The 17,934-nt window shown below is 44.9% G+C and carries 12 protein-coding genes and 1 pseudogene; 8 read left to right on the plus strand and 5 right to left on the minus strand.

Going from position 1 to position 17,934, the window contains the following annotated elements; all coding sequences use genetic code 11:
- Nucleotides 1–228: 228 nt before the first annotated feature.
- Both IM450_RS02090 and IM450_RS02095 read left to right on the plus strand, forming a co-directional pair.
- Nucleotides 229–831: a M23 family metallopeptidase gene (locus IM450_RS02090; RefSeq protein ID WP_002801865.1), complete on the plus strand. Its 603-nt coding sequence runs from the start codon at nt 229–231 to the stop codon at nt 829–831.
- Between the two features lie 110 nt (nt 832–941).
- Nucleotides 942–1,904: a glycosyltransferase family 9 protein gene (locus IM450_RS02095; RefSeq protein WP_287668598.1), complete on the plus strand. Its 963-nt coding sequence runs from the start codon at nt 942–944 to the stop codon at nt 1,902–1,904.
- 61 nt (nt 1,905–1,965) lie between these two features.
- On the opposite strand, the gene IM450_RS02100 is transcribed toward IM450_RS02095, so the two are convergent.
- Complete coding sequence (locus IM450_RS02100) at nt 1,966–2,475, minus strand: YceD family protein (RefSeq protein WP_002801863.1); 510 nt, start codon at nt 2,473–2,475, stop codon at nt 1,966–1,968.
- Between the two features lie 264 nt (nt 2,476–2,739).
- Here IM450_RS02100 and IM450_RS02105 point away from each other — a divergent pair, with 264 nt between their 5' ends.
- Nucleotides 2,740–3,693, plus strand: coding sequence for a tetratricopeptide repeat protein (locus IM450_RS02105; protein WP_287668686.1), 954 nt, complete (start codon nt 2,740–2,742; stop codon nt 3,691–3,693).
- 13 nt (nt 3,694–3,706) lie between these two features.
- Here IM450_RS02105 and IM450_RS02110 read toward each other — a convergent pair whose 3' ends face one another.
- A complete protein-coding gene (locus IM450_RS02110; protein WP_287668602.1) occupies nt 3,707–6,634 on the minus strand; it encodes a DEAD/DEAH box helicase in 2,928 nt (975 codons plus the stop codon).
- 214 nt (nt 6,635–6,848) lie between these two features.
- Here IM450_RS02110 and IM450_RS02115 point away from each other — a divergent pair, with 214 nt between their 5' ends.
- From IM450_RS02115 to IM450_RS02125, 3 genes are all read left to right on the plus strand, one after another.
- Nucleotides 6,849–7,781, plus strand: a complete 933-nt coding sequence (locus tag IM450_RS02115) for a GGDEF domain-containing response regulator (protein ID WP_287668605.1) — start codon at nt 6,849–6,851, stop codon at nt 7,779–7,781.
- Nucleotides 7,778–8,560, plus strand: a complete 783-nt coding sequence (locus tag IM450_RS02120) for a transporter substrate-binding domain-containing protein (protein ID WP_287720577.1) — start codon at nt 7,778–7,780, stop codon at nt 8,558–8,560. The genes IM450_RS02115 and IM450_RS02120 overlap by 4 nt, the downstream gene beginning before the upstream one ends.
- Before the next feature lie 252 nt (nt 8,561–8,812).
- The gene (locus tag IM450_RS02125) at nt 8,813–9,349 is read left to right on the plus strand and encodes a tetratricopeptide repeat protein (RefSeq protein WP_002801858.1); all 537 of its coding nucleotides are present in this window, start codon (nt 8,813–8,815) and stop codon (nt 9,347–9,349) included.
- Between the two features lie 55 nt (nt 9,350–9,404).
- On the opposite strand, the gene IM450_RS02130 is transcribed toward IM450_RS02125, so the two are convergent.
- Together IM450_RS02130 and IM450_RS02135 are read right to left on the minus strand one after the other, a co-directional pair.
- The gene (locus IM450_RS02130) at nt 9,405–11,204 is read right to left on the minus strand and encodes an SLC13 family permease (protein ID WP_287668612.1); all 1,800 of its coding nucleotides are present in this window, start codon (nt 11,202–11,204) and stop codon (nt 9,405–9,407) included.
- A gap of 4 nt (nt 11,205–11,208) precedes the next feature.
- Nucleotides 11,209–13,989: a cation-translocating P-type ATPase gene (locus tag IM450_RS02135; protein ID WP_287668615.1), complete on the minus strand. Its 2,781-nt coding sequence runs from the start codon at nt 13,987–13,989 to the stop codon at nt 11,209–11,211.
- A gap of 437 nt (nt 13,990–14,426) precedes the next feature.
- Here IM450_RS02135 and pds point away from each other — a divergent pair, with 437 nt between their 5' ends.
- Nucleotides 14,427–15,857 (plus strand): 15-cis-phytoene desaturase, encoded by a 1,431-nt coding sequence (gene pds / locus IM450_RS02140; protein ID WP_287668618.1) that lies wholly within the window; start codon nt 14,427–14,429, stop codon nt 15,855–15,857.
- 105 nt (nt 15,858–15,962) lie between these two features.
- Nucleotides 15,963–16,895 (plus strand): 15-cis-phytoene synthase CrtB, encoded by a 933-nt coding sequence (gene crtB, locus IM450_RS02145; RefSeq protein WP_002801854.1) that lies wholly within the window; start codon nt 15,963–15,965, stop codon nt 16,893–16,895.
- A 306-nt stretch (nt 16,896–17,201) separates the two neighbouring features.
- Here crtB and IM450_RS02150 read toward each other — a convergent pair.
- A pseudogene (locus IM450_RS02150) lies at nt 17,202–17,679 on the minus strand (hypothetical protein).
- Nucleotides 17,680–17,934 lie beyond the last annotated feature (255 nt).

Consider the following 17,934-nt stretch of genomic DNA (forward strand, 5'->3'; position numbering starts at 1 on the left):
ATAAGGGGATTCTGGTTCAATCTGATGTCATGGGTTCCTACAATATTTTACGAAAAGCATTCCCAAATGTGTTTAACCGCTATGGGATAGAGAGGTGCGTAGTTCACCCAAGGAGAATCAATCTCTCGAAGTAAAAGTGAAGGGAATTTCTGAAATGGAATTCAGTCTGTCTATATTTGACTATACTTTTACTAACTATATTTAATTGTGGTGTCTGGAGTAAGTCTCATGCTAAAGTATCTGCCTGTTAAATTACTGCGTTTTTTAGCGATTAGCTGTCTTGTCACGTTAATTTCTCTAGGATTTGACCGTTTACACCCCGTTAAAGCTAATCCCACCCTCATGGCTCAAAATGCTTGGGCCGGGGCCTCCTTTCCCGTGGAAAACTTTCAAACCTATACCTCCGGTTTCGGTTATCGTTTCTCTCCCATGGATGGTAGTCAACAATTTCATGCCGGGTTAGATCTGGCCGCACCCTTGGGCAGTTATATTCGCAATTGGTGGACCGGCAGAATCGTCGAATTATCGGATAATACAGGCTGTGGCACCATGATTAAGATGCAATCGGGTCAATGGACGCATATTTATTGTCATCTCATGGGTTCGGTTCAATCCGACAGCCGTGGTACTTTTTTAATTGACAGGTCAGGAGGAATCGTCCTTACTCTCGGTCAGGATATACCAGCAGGGGCCCGCATGGCTAGAGTGGGAATGACCGGACGCACCACCGGACCACACCTGCACTGGGGACTGATGTACGGCAATCAATACGTTGACCCCGCTTTGGTTTTAAATGCTATGTACGGCTCTAATCCTTCCGGTAATACTTAAGAGAATCTGCGATCGCATTCTGTTGAGAAAAAACATCGCTGCCCGGATTTAGTGAATAACGAGGGACACTGCTAAAATTAAGCTGACCGATTCAGGTATATCCAGATAAAATGCGAATATTAACCCTTGTACCGGGAGGAATTAGCAATCAACTGCTGTTTTTTCCCACTCTAGAAACCCTCCAGCAAACTTACCCCCAAAGCAGCATTGATGTTTTGGTCGAACCTAGGGCAAAAGCTGCCTATCGTCTCTGTCCCCAGGTTAAGGAAGTGCTTTTATTTGACTATCGAGATCAGTACGGATTAGCGGATTATTTAAATATTTTGGGAGTAATTCGGGACCGGGAGTACGAAATCGCCATTAGTCTCACCAATCGTCCTGCTATCAATCTTTTACTCTGGTTAAATGGTGTTCCTAACCGTATAGGCTACGAAAATAATGGCAGCTGGTTCTTATCGCAACAAGTACCCCGGCCAACGGAAGGCTATCTAGCGGATCATTATCAGGCACTGGTCAAAGGGTTAAAGATTGCCGCACCCTGTCCACCTTTAAAACTAACCTTGAATCGCGATGATATCGATTGGGCCGAAATGGAGCAGCAACGCCTCAATATCAAGGATAGCGGCTATATTCTCCTCTACGCCGGCGGTAGCGATCTCAGCATCAGCCAAGGACTGGAAACGCTTTATCCCCTAGAGAGTTGGCTAGAAATTATCCAAGGTATTCGCCATCAACAACCGGATTTACCAATTGTCGCGATCCAGGGAGAATTGGATGAAGCTTGGGTTTTAGCCCTCAAGGCCATGGATAATAACTTAAAAGTGTCGAGAACGGGCGATATCGGTAAAATGGCGGCTATGATCGCCGGGGCTAATTTATTGTTAGCTACCGAAAGTGTCCCTTTACAGTTAGCCGTGGCCGTGGGAACCTATACCCTATCTCTGCTGGTTCCTTCGTTGTCTAAGAGAGTTTTACCGAGCGGGGGAGAGCTACATCGATATATTGAGGCTAATACGGGAAAAGTCGCCGATATTACTCCCGAAACTGTCCTGAAAAAGATTTGGGGCCGGTAAAAAATCGGGTTTCGATCGCTTTTCTTGTGGCTCGAAACCCGAAAAAAATCAGCATCAAGGCTCAATTTTGCGATTGAGATAACTGACTTTTCAAGGATTCTAGGGAGGCCCAACGACCATCGATGGCAGTATTTTCCGGAAGAAAAAAATCGGGTGGTTGACAATTGGCTCCGCAGAGTTGACGGGGGGGCAAAGTTAGACACAACTGCTCGTATAACCACATTTGCGGGTCAAAATCCCCGTTAGGATCGAGGGTTTCCGAGAGGTCTTCGTAGGCTATTTCTCGCTCTAGAGGATAGGAGCTATCGTAGTCTTTATTTTTGTCTAGCCAGATTAATTCGGAAGTGTTTAATTGCAGACGATGATTATATTGTTGTAAACAGCGATCGCAGGTTAAGGTGACGATGGTTTCTGCTTTCACCGATACTTCCAAAAAATTCCCCCCATGTCTAACCAGCAAGGTCCCCCGCACCGGTGTCAAGGTTTCTAGACCGGGGATAAAATTATCGATGATGATCACTCTTTGTCGATCAGGAGATTTGAGGAGGTGGGGGATAAAAATAGTTTCCATAGATAACTCCTGTATCATTTATCGGGTGTCAACTGCGTTAGCGAGTAACGCCATCATAATTGCTCGGTGACAATCTTTCTTTTATTAGTTTATCGCAGCCCAGAGTGTAGGAATTATGAATTATGAATTATGAATTATGAAGTGGGGAGAATAAATAAAAATAATCCCCTGCCGACCGTCTCGGAGTCTCCTGTCTCGGAGTCTCCTGCATTTGACAGGCTGTCTGTTGATCGATCGAGAAAGTTTCCTCAGAATTGGGAGTATATGCACAAAGATACTCCTATGTCAACGGTTTTGAAAAATTTTCTTCCTCGCCTCGGTGGATTGGTTATGGTTGCACTGCTCTGCTCGCTTGTGCTGGGGGGATGGCCTCGGCAGGGAAAAGCGGCTCAACCAGTACATTTATCCTACTGGGTGCGATCGGGAATTGAACAACTAGAGGCAGGTAATTATCAGCAAGCTTTGCAGGATTTCAATCAGTCGGTCGAACAGGAAAATAACTTGGCCCTAGCCTACAGTAATCGCTGTTTAACTGAGATTTATTTGCAGGATTATCTCCACGCTTGGCAAGATTGCACTCGCTCTTTACAACAGCAATCCGATAATTATCTAGCCTATTTCCATCGGGGTTTAGCTTTTTATCGTTTGGGAGATTATCCACAGGCGCTGACCGATTATAACCAGACTATCCGACTAAAACCCACCTATTATCAAGCCTACTATAATCGGGGTTTAGTTCAGGCGGCCATGAAAAATTATCCCCTTGCCCTAGCCGATTTTAATCAATCCTTGCGTCAAATTACTAACCAGCAACCCGACACTTTAGCCACTATTTATAATGATCGAGGTTTATCTCATTTAGCCCTCCACAATTTTACCTCAGCCAAGGCAGATTTTAATCAAGCTCTCCAGTTAAATAAAAATAACGCCTCAGCCTACTATAATCTAGCTTGTACCGCTCACCAATTAGGTGAATACGAACGCTCGATCACCGATTTAAATCGGGCGATTGCCATCGATCCTTTTTATGCCGATGCTTATATTAGAAGGGGATTACTGCGGCATCAATTGGGTTATTATCAATCAGCTTTAGCGGATTTAAATCAAGGAGCAAATCACCTCTATCAACAGGGATTGCACCACAATTATCAGCAAATTTTAGCCCTAATCGAGCAGATCCACCAACAGTTACTTTCCTTACCATCTCCCATTGTTTAAAAGAGCGGTCAATTTATAAAGGAAAGCGCTTCATGGCTGTGACGGCGAGACGGGCATTATCTTTAAGGACTTGGGAAACCCGGGGAATTTGGGGAATTTGCCAGAGAACATCGACGGTGCGCCGCAATAATCGCACTAGATCTCCCTCATCGAGGCTAGTATTTTCGCACAATTCCGGCCAGGATGTCCCCTGGGCCCAACGGGAGGCAATCCCCATCAGTTGGGTTTCTAACCAGACGGGAATAGTGATATCGTAGCGAGATTGAGCTTGATAGAGTAAACGGCGAACTTCTCGCAGACCGGGGGAATTTCCTTCTCCTTGCCGCAAAATATCGATAACTTCTGGCACAGGCGGGTAATTGCACCAAGTATCGGGGCGAGGGGGTTCCGTAATCATGGCGCTGATGGCGGCGGCTAGTTGGCTAGGAGTCAATCTGTCCAAATCTCCGGACATCATCGCTAATCCTAACCAGAGTTCATTTTCCCCGCGAATAGTGGCCGCCGCTTCTCCGAGGGGAGTGGGCAAATAAACCTCTAATGCTTGGAATTCTCGCAAAATCTCGATTAGATTCAGAAATTCTTCCCAGTAGTAGGATTTACGCGATTGTTGTTTTTGGTATTTAATCTGGGTCTTGTGTAACTTATCGCGAGCAAGCTCTCGATCGTAGTATAATTTCATCAATCGCCCCGGATTTTTGCGTTTTTGCAGGGGATGAGCGGCAATTTGACTATTGACAATTTCAATTCTTTGTGCTTGCGTTTCCAGTTCCACCACCGGTGGGATGCCCTGCACTTGTTGGGGGATTAAATCGGCGATCGCCTGAGTATTTTCCTCACCCTTGCGCCACCCCCCTAGGGAAACAGCTTCTAGGGAAGGGGGTATCAGTTCGCCTAATTCCGCGGGAGTGAGAAAACCTCGATCGATCTCGCTAATATCGGCATAGGCGGCTAAATACCAGCGATTATCACTACCTAAACAAACAAGGGTTCGCACTTGACCGGCTCCGTGCAGGGTATTGACGAAGATAGCGGGGACGGGGACGGGAACCTTAATATGTTTGCCCTTGAGATGGAGGATGGTTCCGACGGGAATATTCGGCAATTTTAGATGTATTTCCTGTCTTTTCTGTGCCTCTGACTGACTAGCGAGGATTTTATACAGTCTTTCTTCTTCCCGCAGTCTTTCCCGTAGCTTTTCGTAACTAAAGACCTGCTCCCGTTCGATACCGGCTAATTCCATATCCAACTTAGCCAATTCGGTGGTTAAGGCGGTAATCTGTTGTCGTTCGGGGCTTAACTTCAAACGAGCGAGATATTCGGCGAAACTGCGCTCTAAGAGGTCTTTGGCCTCCTCTAGACTGTGTTTTTGCAGGAGATTTAAGACCATGCCGTAACTGGGCGCAAAACAGCTTTGCAGGGGTTCCGGTTGGGCGGTGGCCAGAAAAGCCGCTTCTTTTGCCCCTTCAAAGGGCGTTTGTACTGTCACCACATGGCCCACCGCGTCCATTCCCCGGCGACCGGCCCGGCCGGCAATCTGGACAAATTCCGAGGGAGTCAGCATACTATGACCATCATCGGTGCGCTTGGAGAGGGCCGAGATGACGGTGGTGCGGGCGGGCATATTAATCCCGGCCGAGAGGGTAGCGGTGGCAAAAACCACCTTAATTAAACCGGCTTCAAAGAGTTGTTCGACTAATTCTTTCCAGAGGGGTAAAATCCCAGCATGGTGAACACCACAGCCCCGGGTGAGGGGTTCCACTTGGTCGGCGCGCACCAATTGGGAAGCACTGGCCAGGAATTCAAACAGTTGATTTTTCGTCTCGGGGTCGGCGGTTAAGAGGCTGAGGAGTTGCTCGTCAGACTGGGGGTTATTAGCGAAAAAAGCCAGTAATTTTTGGTGTAGGGGCGGATTTTCGACGGCAAAGAAGGAAAGGGCGAGTTCTTGCAGATTGGGATTATCTTCCAGAAAGAAAATGAGTAACCGGTAGTAAATGGCTCTAGCTTCTTCTGGATTAACGAGATTGAGGTTTTTTAGCTCTCGAATCGCCTGATCGCAACCTTTCCGACTGAAAATGACGTAAATGGCCGGGAGCATATCCTTGTCCCGCAGCGTGGTGACAATGGAGGCGATGGTGGGACAATCTTCTCGTTTTAAGCGTCGGGGTTTGCCGTGGCCGACTTTTGAGCGTAGTTTCGGGTTAACTTTGCTCTGTTTTGGGTCGAGCAGCGGGAATAATCCCTCTTTATTGGCGAAATAAAAGCGCAGGGGGACGGGGCGAAAATCGGAGTTAATTAGCTCGCAGCTGGAGGTCTGTTTATTGTCGCTGGGTTGGGGCAGTTGCCGCACCCAGTTAATCCAGTCGGTGAGTTCCCCCGGGTTGCCAATGGTGGCGGAGAGGGCAACTAATTGGATACTAGGGGGACAGTAGATAATTGATTCTTCCCAAACGGTGCCGCGACCTCGATCGCTGATATAGTGACATTCATCGAGAACTAGGGTTTCCACGTTTTCTAGGGAAGTGCCTACCTCACCGATCGGAGTTTGGTACAGCATATTGCGAAAAATTTCTGTAGTCATGACTACAATTAACGCTGAGGGATTGATCACCACATCGCCGGTAATCAATCCCACTTCCGCAAACAGCAGCGGGGAATCCTCATCGCCATCGGTGGGGGTACGACCGAATTTTTCTTGAAAATCCCGGAATTTTTGGTTAGAAAGAGCTTTCAGGGGAGTGGTGTAGAAAACCCGTTTGCCCCTTTCTAGGGCGCGATAGATAGCGTATTCTCCGATTAAAGTTTTGCCGGAACCCGTGGGAGCGCAGACAACCACTGATTTACCGGCGGCGAGAGCGGCGATCGCCGATTGCTGGAAGTCGTCGAGTTTAAAGGGAAAAATGGTTTTGAGATCCAAAGAAGTAGGGTTGAGGGACTCTTTCACGTCAAGTCTAAGAGGAGAAATTTTCTTAATTGTGGCTATTCTGGCTGGCTTTTTTTATTCTAGTCGAAAAAAGCGGACTTCTATAAACTAGGGACAGCTTGACCTTTGGGGGTGATTCCCGATCCCATCATACTTCATCTTTATGAGAAATGCTGTATCACTAATAATTGTATCTCTATTTTGTTCTTAACTTGATTAATTATACCTACTGGTGATGATTAAATTTCGTCCTGAAGACTGTCTAGTTTTATTGGTTGATGATGTCAGTCAAAATCTCCAATTGGCTCTGGAGATTCTTAATTCTGCTGGTTATGCCACCATTTTTGCTAGTAGTTTTCAACAGGCAATAGAACGAGTAAAAACTGCTAATCCTGACCTAATTCTTCTTGACTTAATGATGCCAGAAATAGGGGGTATAGAAGTTTGTAAAAGGCTAAAAAGTGATAATTTATACGCTCATATCCCGATTATTTTTGTAACAGATAGTAACAAAAAAGAAGATATTATCAATGCTTTTAATTCTGGGGCTGTGGACTATATAAACAAACCCTTTCATAGTTGGGAACTGTTAGCCAGAGTTAAAATTCATTTAGAAATGAAAAAAACTCAAGAAGAACTTAAAAATATCAACTCTCAACTAGAAAAGCTAGTCAGAACTGATAGCCTAACCGGGGTCAATAATCGTCGAGAGATTCTCTCCTTGGGCGAGAAAGAATTTCAACGATGTCGTCGTTATCATCGTTATTTTTCACTGTTAGTCATCGATATGGACTATTTTAAACATATTAACGATACCTTTGGTCATCTCCTAGGAGACAAAACTTTAATTACTGTGGCTGGGGCAATTAAAAACTGTCTGCGTCAAGTGGATAGTTTTGGGCGCTTTGGGGGCGAGGAATTTGTCGCTATTCTCCCAGAAACTAATCTTGAGGATGCCGAAACCTTAGCCCGGCGCATTTGTCAAGTAATTAATAAGTTAAATATTGAAATTGATCGACAAAAAGTGCGAGTTACTGCTAGTATTGGTGTGGCAACATTTAGCACTCAAGATAATAATCTGGAAGAGGTGATCGAGCGGGCGGATCGTGCTATGTTCGCCGCTAAAAATCAAGGTAGAAATCGAGTTAGTCTAGGTAAAACAGTATGAAAAATTTGTTATTTATTCTTGGTTTTTTGCTCTTAGGTGTAGCCCCAAGTTTTAGCGCCGATCTCGATACAATTATACGCCGGGGAAAATTAATTGTCGCTGTCAAAAATAATCTCCCTCCCCTCGCTTTCCTTGATTCTCAGGGCAATCTGCAAGGATTGGAAATCGACATCGCTAAACGTCTAGCGGCAGAAATTCTCGGTTCTGACAGTGCTATTATTCTCAAACCCGTTAGTAATCAAGAACGTTTACAGGTGGTTATTGATGATCGGGTGGATTTGGCGATCGCTCGTGTGGCGATTACTCCCGCACGTCAGCGCTTAGTGGATTTTAGCCCCTTTTATTACCTCGATAGCAGCGGTTTTGTGACAAAAAACCCGCAATTTCAGCGTTTAGAAGACCTAGCTAACTCTAGAATCGCCGTACTCAACGGCTCGACGACAATCGCCCTTGTGCGTTCCAATTTGCCTAACGCTACCCTGCGCGGGGTTGCTTCCTATCAAGAAGCTTTTAATTTACTGGAAACGGGGGAAATAGACGCTTTTGCGGCTGATAATAGCCTTTTAACCGGTTGGGTGCGGCAATTCCCCAATTATCGTCAATTACCGATCCAGTTGGGGGCGATCGCTTTAGGAGTCGTTCTCCCTAAAGGTTTACAGTACCAAAGTCTCCGAGAACGCGTCAATCAAGCGATCGAGCGGCTAGAATCCTCCGGCTGGTTAGTAGAACGGGTGAACTATTGGGGACTCCCCCAGAGAATTGGAGAAATGGGGGGATAGGGTGATGGGAGTAGGAATTATGAATTATGAATTATGAATTATGAAGTGGGGAGCAGGGAGTGGGAATTATGAATTATGAATTATGAAGTGGGGAGTGGGGAGTGGGGGGGTGGGGAGAAGGGAGTTTTTTGCTGTGAACAGTGAACAGTGAACTGAAAACTCACATCTGATAACTGATCACTGATCACTGACTAAATCCTGCTATAATTTGGGGGAATAAGTATAAAAATATTAATTGCTCGATCGCTAATTATGGAAGATACCCTGCCGCTTATTTACGTTTCTGGATTGCTAATTTTCGTGATCGGTTTAGGAATTTTTGTCATCGTGCAAATTTTTAAAACCCGTCGAGTGGAAGGAACCTTTAACAAGCTACAAAAGAAATTGCAAAAAGAAAAAGGTACAGCTAAAGATTACTATGAATTAGGGAGTCTTTATCTCGATAAAAAACTCTATGTTCAAGCATTGAGTTTACTACAAAAGGCTTTAAAAATCTCTGGGGAAGAAAGCATCGAACCAGAAAATCAAGCCCTAATCTACAATGCGATCGGTTTTTCCTATTTTGCCCAAGAACAATTAGAATTAGCGATTCGTAACTACAAAGAAGCAATTAAACTTTATCCTGAATACTCGATCGCTCTCAATAATCTTGGCAATGTTTACGAAAAGAAACAAATGGCTAAAAAAGCTCTCGAAACCTACGAAGAAACTCTCAAATTTGATCCTAATAATACCGTAGCGAAAAAGCGCGCCGAATCCCTGCGTAAACGCTTCGCCGAATCGAAATAGTTTTGACTACTGATCAAATTCTTTTTAGAGATCGAAGATTCTTCGATCTCTTTCTTTATTTCAAGCCATAAAACACCACGATTAAAACTGGGGTTAAAATCGTCAAAATTAAATTTAGGGGCGCACCCAAACGGGTAAAATCGAGGAATTTATAGCCCCCGGGGGCATAAACCATGGTGTTAGTTTGATAGCCAATCGGTGTTAGATAACTATTAGAAGCAGCAAAGGTGACAGCATACATAAAAGCCAAAGGATTTAAACCCAAAGTTTTCGCCACTTCCACGGCGACGGGAATCATTAACACCACGGCGGCGTTATTAGAGAGGATTTCAGTCAAAACTGAGGTAATTAGATAGAAGAAAACTAAGATCCAAAACCCCGAAAGATGGCCGCCGATAGCCACTAAATTATCTGCTAACCATTTAGTCGTTCCTGAGTTATCCATGGCAGTACCCAGGGGAATTAAACCCGCTAATAAAAAGATAATATCCCAACGAATGGAACCATAGACTTCCCCGGGTTTTAGACAGCCAGTAATTACCATTAAAACCACCCCAACTAAACTGGTGACGAGAATTGGTTGAATATCAAAAGCGGCAATAATAATCACCAACAAAGTAATCATTAAAGCAATAATCCCCTTATCCTTTCGCAGGGATTCGATATCTTTTTCTTCTAAGACTAATAATTCTCGCGTGGTTTGTAAACCAATAAAACTCTGTTTTGGTCCCTGAACTAAGAGCAAATCGCCAAACTTTAAAGGAATTTTCCCCAATCTTCCTTGTAGTAATTCCGAACCACGTCTAATCGCTAGAACTGTTGCGTTATAACGCTGACGGAATTTCAAATCTTTTAAAGTTGTCCCAATTAAACGGGAATTAGAGAGAATCAAAACCTCGGCTAATTTTTCCTCACCTGTAGTAATTGTCGATTCAATATCTCCTTTCTGAAATTTGACATCGGCAAAGATTTCTAAGCCTCGTTCATCTTTAATTTTTAATAGTTCTTCCCGACTACTATGAACGATTAAAATATCGCCAGCATTGAGAACTTTATCAGCTAAAGGTTGGGATAAATGTACCTTATTTCTGATTAATTCCAACACATCAAAATTAAACTTTCTTTGTAGTCCACTTTGGGATAAAGTTTGACCAATAAGATTAGAACGAGGGGTAATAATTACCTCACTCAGATATACTTTAGAACCGTAATCATCGTCTAAAAATTCCCCGGTGGAAGATTTGCGATCAGGTAATAATTTCGGAGCAAAAATTGTTAAATAAATCAAACCTGCTAAAAAAGTGACTAATCCTAAAGCAGTGAATTGAAATAAACTAAATTCCCCATAACCCAGCTTGGCAGAAATACCACTAGCGAGAATGTTAGTAGAAGTCCCCACCACGGTAATCATCCCCGCTAAAACCGTGGCGTAGGAAAGGGGAATTAATAACTTAGAAGGGGAAATTTTTTGTTTTTTACACCAATCTTCAACGATAGGTAAAAAGATTGCCACCACTGCCGTGTTATTAATAAAAGCACTAATCGGCCCCACTAATGCCCCTAGGACAAATACCTGTTGGTGGGGACTTTTTCCCCCCCAAGCCAGCAAGCGATCGCGAATTACTTGAATCACTCCCGTGCGAGTAATTCCGGCACTAAGCACAAACATCGCCATCACCGTCACCGTAGCAGAACTACTAAATCCGGCGATACCTTCTTCGGGAGTAACTAAACCCAAAAGAATCAGGACAATCGCCACGCATAAAGCGGTTAAATCTACCGGTAGCCATTCCGCCACGAAAGCGACTAAAGCAACGACTAAAACCGTTAAAGTCAGAATAATTGGTGTTGGCATTGATTTATTTTTTCGTCATGAACCAGCGAATAAATAACTTCTCCAACTCGATCCAAACAAACATTAAGGCACTAAATCCAAAACAGATTAATAATTCTGTGCCACTAATCCATTGAGTGCCGAAGAAGCTTTGTAGAGGAGGAGCATAAATTAACAACAATTGTAGGATCGTTGTCAAGCCCACGGCGGCAATAATGTAAGGATTAGAGAAGGGATTCATTTGCACAGCTAACTGGGTATGGGAACGCACCGCTAAAGCATGACCCATTTGTGCTAAACAGAGGGTAGTAAATACCATGGTTTTCCAGCGTCCAGGATCTCCGATTTCGGGGGTTGCCTGAGTATATTGGTAAGCCCAAGCCATCATAATAATGGTCAGAATCGCAAACACCACACCGATGCGAATCATATACCAACCCAAACCGCGAGCGAAAATGCTTTCCCGGGGGCTAAAAGGTGGACGTTTCATCACATTAGGTTCGGCGGGTTCCATTGCCAGAGCCAGAGCCGGTAAACCGTCGGTGACAAGGTTCATCCAGAGGATTTGCAAGGGAGAAAGGGGTACACCGCCTAAACCGAGCAGAGGAGCCGCTGCAATCGTTAAAACCTCGCCAATATTACTGCCGAGAATGTATTTAATAAAGCGCCGAATGTTACTGTAAACCACGCGCCCTTCTTCAGTGGCAGCGACGATGGTGGCAAAATTATCATCCAGCAAAATCATATCGCTGGCTTCTTTGCTGACATCAGTTCCGGTAATGCCCATGGCGATGCCGATATCCGCTTGTTTTAGTGCCGGAGCATCGTTCACCCCGTCCCCCGTCATGGCGACGAATTTGCCCCGTTTTTGCAAAGCTTGGACGATTCTCAGCTTATGTTCGGGAGAAACACGAGCATAGACGCTCACACCATCTACCTCTCTCTCTAGATCATTCTGAGACATTTTTTCTAATTCTTTACCGGTGATTACTCGCTCCCCGGGAGCGGCAATTCCTAATTCAAATGCGATCGCCTTGGCGGTTAATTGGTGATCTCCAGTAATCATAATCGGACGAATTCCCGCTTGACGACAGAGGGCAACCGCTTCTTTAACTTCTTTGCGGGGTGCATCGAGCATTCCCACCAATCCCAACCAAACCAGGGATTGTTCCTCACTATCTTCTCTTTCCGCTTCTGGCACTTCTGTCATCGGTTTATAGGAAAAACCTAAGACTCGTAGGCCATTACCCGCCATTTCGTCATTTTGTGCCAAAATACGGCTTCTTTGTTCAGCTGTTAAGGGTTGACTTTCCGCCCCAACTTGGATCAGAGAACAACGTTCGAGAATTAATTCTGGTGAGCCTTTGGTAAACATTAAATAGGCAGAATCCCCCAAACCTAACTGGGCATTCTCACAGATTACTGACATTCTCTTTCTTTCGGAAGAAAAGGGAAATTCGCCTAAACGAGGGCTTTTGGGTGCTAATGCTTCCCGATATAGTCCTCCTTTACCCGCTAACGTCAGTAAAGCTCCTTCGGTGGGATCGCCTAAAATTAACCATTCTTGCGCTTTATTTTGCAAAAGTGCATCATTACACAGCACACAAGCCGTTAAAATTGCCTGTAGTTCGGGATCACTTTCACTAACACCATTAAACTCACCGATAGGCGCGTAACCTTCCCCCGTGACAGTAATTGTCTGCTCGGAAGTATTAACTTTCTGCACCACCATTTTATTTTGAGTTAAAGTTCCGGTTTTATCGGAGCAAATCGTCGTTACAGAGCCTAAAGTTTCCACTGCCGGCAATTTACGGATTAAAGCTTGTCTTCTCACCATTCTTTGGGTTCCAATTGCCAATGTCACCGTTACCACTGCCGGTAAACCTTCGGGAACAACGGCCACAGCCATACTGAGGGAAGTTTCGAGGAATGATTCAAAAAACTGCCAACCAAAGCGAATTACGCCCCCAAGCACGACTAGAGCCACTAAAGCTAGGGAACTACTCACTAAAACGTTACCTAACTGCGACATTCGCTGCTGTAGGGGAGTTGGTTCACTTTCTACTCCTTGCAACATGGCGGCAATTTTACCGATTTCCGTATCCATTCCCGTCTTGGTAATCGCCACTTTCCCCCGCCCCTGTACTACTTCTGTACCCTGATAGACGAGGTTAATGCGATCGCCTAAAGAGGCATCCTCCGGTAAAACCTTCTGTGCTTGTTTATTCACCGATTCCGCTTCCCCCGTTAAGGCAGCTTCCCGGATTTGCAGGTTTTGTGCTTCTAATAATCTGCCATCGGCGGCAATTTGTACCCCCGCTTCCAGCAACATGATATCCCCGGGGACAAGTTCCTTGGCCGCCACTTCAAAGGTGCTACCATTACGAATAACCCGGACTTTCGGCGAGGATAACTGCTTAAGGGCGGCTAAAGCCTTTTCTGCCCGACTTTCCTGTAAATATCCTAAAATACCGTTTAAAATAACAATTGTAAAAATAGCGATCGCATCTTTGGGAAATTCCCCTTTTTTTAAGTCCAAAACTGCCGAAACCACCGCCACGGCAATCAGCATCACTAACATAATGTTAGTAAACTGTTCCCATAAAATCATTAACGGGCTACGTCCCCCCGTTTCTTTTAGTTCATTTAAACCGAAAATATCTTTTCTTTTAACAATTTCGTCCTCAATTAAGCCGGTTTCCCCATTGGTTCTCAGGATTTCGAGGGTTTGTTCCCCAGTTAAATTATGCCAAGCACGATTATTCTCTATTTCCGAGACTTGAGGTGACGTAGTGGGAAAAGTCATAGCGATCAATTGAAGAGGGTGTACGCGTGAACTAAAAAGGTAAGCGAATTAAGCTAATTACATATCACAATATCAGTTATCAGTTATCAGTGACCAGTAAGCAGTGACCAGTAATCAGTTATCAGTAAGCAGTTATCAGTGACCAGCAAACAGTTATCAGTCATCAAGGAAGTGGGGAGGGGTAATTATGAATTATGAATTATGAATTATGAAGTGGGGTGTGGGCTTCGCCCGTGAGCTTTTGTCGAACGCTGAACTCAGGCCGAGGTCCGAACGGGTGTGGGGAAATGGGGAGAATAAATAAAAATAATCTCCTGTCTCCTACCTTTTGCCTCCTGCCCCCTGCCTTCTCGACAATCTGAAAAAAAATGTAACGAAATGTGAAGTATAATAGCGAATGTGATAAAGACAAGACATTAGAGAGTAGATAGGAAACGATGCGAGTTGCGATCGCTGGTGCGGGACTAGCCGGATTATCTTGTGCGAAATACCTTGTCGATGCGGGACATACGCCCATCGTACTGGAACGTCGCGATGTATTAGGGGGAAAAATTGCCGCTTGGAAAGATGCCGATGGGGACTGGTACGAAACCGGTTTACATATCTTCTTTGGCGCTTATCCCAATATGCTGCAATTATTCCAAGAATTAGGCATAGAGGATCGTTTACAGTGGAAAGAACACTCGATGATCTTCAATCAGCCGGAAAAACCAGGGACCTATTCGCGGTTTGACTTCCCTGATATTCCCGCCCCAATTAACGGTATTGTTGCCATTCTCCGCAATAACGATATGTTAACTTGGGAGGAAAAAATTAAATTTGGACTCGGTTTAATCCCTGCCATTGTTAAAGGCCAAAGTTACGTCGAGGAGATGGATAAATATTCTTGGTCGGAATGGTTAGAGAAACAAAACATCCCCCCTAGGGTAGAAAAAGAAGTGTTTATCGCTATGTCGAAAGCCCTAAACTTTATCGATCCTAACGAGATTTCCGCCACAATTCTACTAACAGCCCTCAACCGCTTTTTACAGGAGAAAAATGGCTCAAAAATGGCTTTTCTCGACGGTTCACCCCCGGAAAGACTCTGCCAACCTTTAGTCGATTACATCAGCGCTAGAGGTGGCGAAGTGCGCTTAAATGCCCCTTTAAAAGAGATACTCTTAAATGAAGACGGCACAGTTAAAGCCTTCTTAATGCGCGGTTTAGACGGTGGGGAAGATTATCTTTTTGAAGCAGATATTTATGTTTCGGCGATGCCAGTAGATCCTCTAAAAGTTTTACTGCCTAAGCCTTGGCAAGAAGATAAATTCTTTCAAAAACTAGAAGGATTAGAAGGAGTTCCCGTCATTAATTTACACCTCTGGTTTGATCGCAAACTAACCGACATCGATCATTTATTATTCTCCCGTTCGCCCTTACTCAGTGTTTATGCTGACATGAGCAACACCTGTAAAGAATACGCTAACCCCGATCGCTCGATGTTAGAATTAGTTCTCGCTCCCGCTCACGATTGGATTACTAAATCCGATCAAGAAATTATCGCCGCCACGATGAAAGAACTAGAAAAACTCTTTCCTCAACATTTTACTGGCGATAATCCCAGTCAATTGTTAAAATATCATCTGGTGAAAACTCCTCGATCAGTTTATAAAGCCACCCCTGGCCGACAAGCTTATCGACCTTCTCAGAAAACTCCGATCGAGAATTTTTATCTCGCCGGTGACTATACCATGCAAAAATATTTAGGAAGCATGGAAGGAGCGGTTTTATCAGGAAAATTAGCGGCAGCAGTGATCAGCAAAGATCACCCCGCAGCACCGCTAAACCCGAATAAAAACCAATCCACACCAGTGTCCAGCGCTCGTTAATTCTCTGGCTAGGGACTAATGACGAAAATGGCCTTGAGTGAGACAATGCTATATCATTAGCCACAGTTCGCCGTTAATCTAAGTCAATCATTCCGCCCCAGCAGAATGCTCCAATTGCCAAAACCGACCCACCCCACCAAACCCCTCGTCTCCCTTGCGGAGTCCTACGAACTCTGTCGCCGGATTACAGAGAAGTATTCCAAAACGTTTTATCTCGGTACTCTCCTGATGCCGAAAGCAAAACGTCAAGCGATCTGGGCAATTTATGTCTGGTGTCGTCGTACCGATGAACTGGTCGATGGACCCCAAGCCCGGTTAACTACCCCTGAAACCCTCGATTTATGGGAAAAACAGCTAGAAACTGTCTTTTCTGGGGTTGCCCTTGAGGATGCCGATGTTGCTCTCGTGGATACTCTAGAAAAGTTCCCCATGGATATCCAACCCTTTCGGGATATGATCGCCGGGCAACAGATGGACCTCTATCGCAGTCGTTATCAAACCTTTGATGAACTAAAACTGTACTGCTATCGGGTGGCGGGAACGGTGGGGTTAATGTCCAGCGCGGTGTTAGGATTGGAAGATGGCGATCGCTCGGCTCCTTGGCGACGCAATCAAAGCGTCTATATTCCCCAAGAAGAAGCGATCGATCTCGGTATTGCCAATCAATTAACCAATATTTTGCGGGATGTGGGGGAAGATGTCCATCGTGGGCGGATTTATCTACCTTTAGAGGATTTAGAGCGTTTTAACTACAGCGAAGACGATTTACTCAAAGGGGTTAATGATCACCGTTGGCAGGCGTTAATGCGCTTCCAAATTGAGCGCGCTCGTTATTACTACGATTCCGCCGAAAGGGGGATCCGCGCCCTTAATCCCGATTCCCGTTGGCCGGTTTGGGCGGCTTTACTGCTTTATCAAGGCATTTTAGACGTAATTGAAGCAAATAATTATGATGTCTTCGCCCGTCGTGCCTTCGTGCCTTTAGCCAAGAAAATGCTCTATCTACCCGTGGCTTGGTTGCGATCGCAGGCGTTATAAAAATGCGACGGGTTTTGTCCCTTGCCGACTCCACCCGTCGAGTCTTACCTAGGGTTTGCGGCAAAAAGTTTTTCGTGGGGGCAGGGTGTGGGGTGTGGGGTGTAGGGTTTTACCGATTTTGAGGGGGTCAATTACCCAATTTTCAGGGAAAAAGTCCCTGAATTCTCCCCCCGATCACTCCCATATCCGGTACTTTTCGATTTCCCAAAAGTCTAAAAGTCTTACCCAACAAGGTTTTTAGATTTATTCAGCCAACCCTAACTATTAAGTTTTCCCAATTCAGCTGCTTAACTTGGGTTTGGTTTTTCAGCGCGATTTAGGAGTCACCAACCAGAAGGGTCCAGTTTCCGTGCAGGGAACATCTCGATCGGTTTCGTAAACCACAAGACCATCTTGCCGATCCAAAACTAACGCTTCTCCTAGACGGACGTAGGATATAAATGGGCCGAGATAGCGGACGACAGGCTCATCGCTACAGGCCGGCAACACCCGATCATTAAAATACTCGTATCCCACATCCTCGACGCTTTCATAGTAGCGGACGCTGAGGTCATCGAGCGCTTTCCCCGGAAAGCGGTCTTGGATAGCTGACCGGAGAAATTCTGGCAGCGGTCGATCGGGCGATAATAATGTTCCAGATTTCATGGCTTTTCCCCCTAAAACTAAAGGAAGCGGGAAACTCTGACAAGTGCCTCCCCGATCGGGACTATTCACTTCCGCTCCCTACCCCGCCAATTTTTTACTAGGGATGGAAGCCAGCGCGGGGAGTTCCCTTTGTATTTATTGTAACAAATTTCTCCGCAAAGGTTCAGGGCGATACGGTGAGAACAGTTTTTCTTGATTTTTCGTTACAAAGATTGACAAATTTATCCTTTTATTTTGGCGATAATAATAATTACCAGGCGACAAGCCAGAACAAATAATGGAAATAGGGAAAGACGGACGAGGATGGGACTAACTAACTAGCCATGATGATAGCGAGAAAAGAAGTAGTTTAGTAGTGCCGAATTCTCGTTCCCGATCATTTAGGAGGTAGGAA

The organism is Microcystis sp. M083S1, from assembly GCF_020246405.1.
Classification (GTDB): Bacteria; Cyanobacteriota; Cyanobacteriia; order Cyanobacteriales; family Microcystaceae; genus Microcystis; species Microcystis aeruginosa_C.

Excerpts from the sequence above, each read along its gene's own strand:
- IM450_RS02090 (WP_002801865.1), top strand. The coding sequence starts at position 229 with ATGCTAAAGTATCTGCCTGTTAAATTACTGCGTTTTTTAGCGATTAGC.
- IM450_RS02095 (WP_287668598.1), top strand. The coding sequence starts at position 942 with ATGCGAATATTAACCCTTGTACCGGGAGGAATTAGCAATCAACTGCTG.
- IM450_RS02100 (WP_002801863.1), bottom strand. The coding sequence starts at position 2,475 with ATGGAAACTATTTTTATCCCCCACCTCCTCAAATCTCCTGATCGACAA.
- IM450_RS02105 (WP_287668686.1), top strand. The coding sequence starts at position 2,740 with ATGCACAAAGATACTCCTATGTCAACGGTTTTGAAAAATTTTCTTCCT.
- IM450_RS02115 (WP_287668605.1), top strand. The coding sequence starts at position 6,849 with ATGATTAAATTTCGTCCTGAAGACTGTCTAGTTTTATTGGTTGATGAT.
- IM450_RS02120 (WP_287720577.1), top strand. The coding sequence starts at position 7,778 with ATGAAAAATTTGTTATTTATTCTTGGTTTTTTGCTCTTAGGTGTAGCC.
- IM450_RS02125 (WP_002801858.1), top strand. The coding sequence starts at position 8,813 with ATGGAAGATACCCTGCCGCTTATTTACGTTTCTGGATTGCTAATTTTC.
- IM450_RS02130 (WP_287668612.1), bottom strand. The coding sequence starts at position 11,204 with ATGCCAACACCAATTATTCTGACTTTAACGGTTTTAGTCGTTGCTTTA.
- IM450_RS02135 (WP_287668615.1), bottom strand. The coding sequence starts at position 13,989 with ATGACTTTTCCCACTACGTCACCTCAAGTCTCGGAAATAGAGAATAAT.
- pds (WP_287668618.1), top strand. The coding sequence starts at position 14,427 with ATGCGAGTTGCGATCGCTGGTGCGGGACTAGCCGGATTATCTTGTGCG.
- crtB (WP_002801854.1), top strand. The coding sequence starts at position 15,963 with ATGCTCCAATTGCCAAAACCGACCCACCCCACCAAACCCCTCGTCTCC.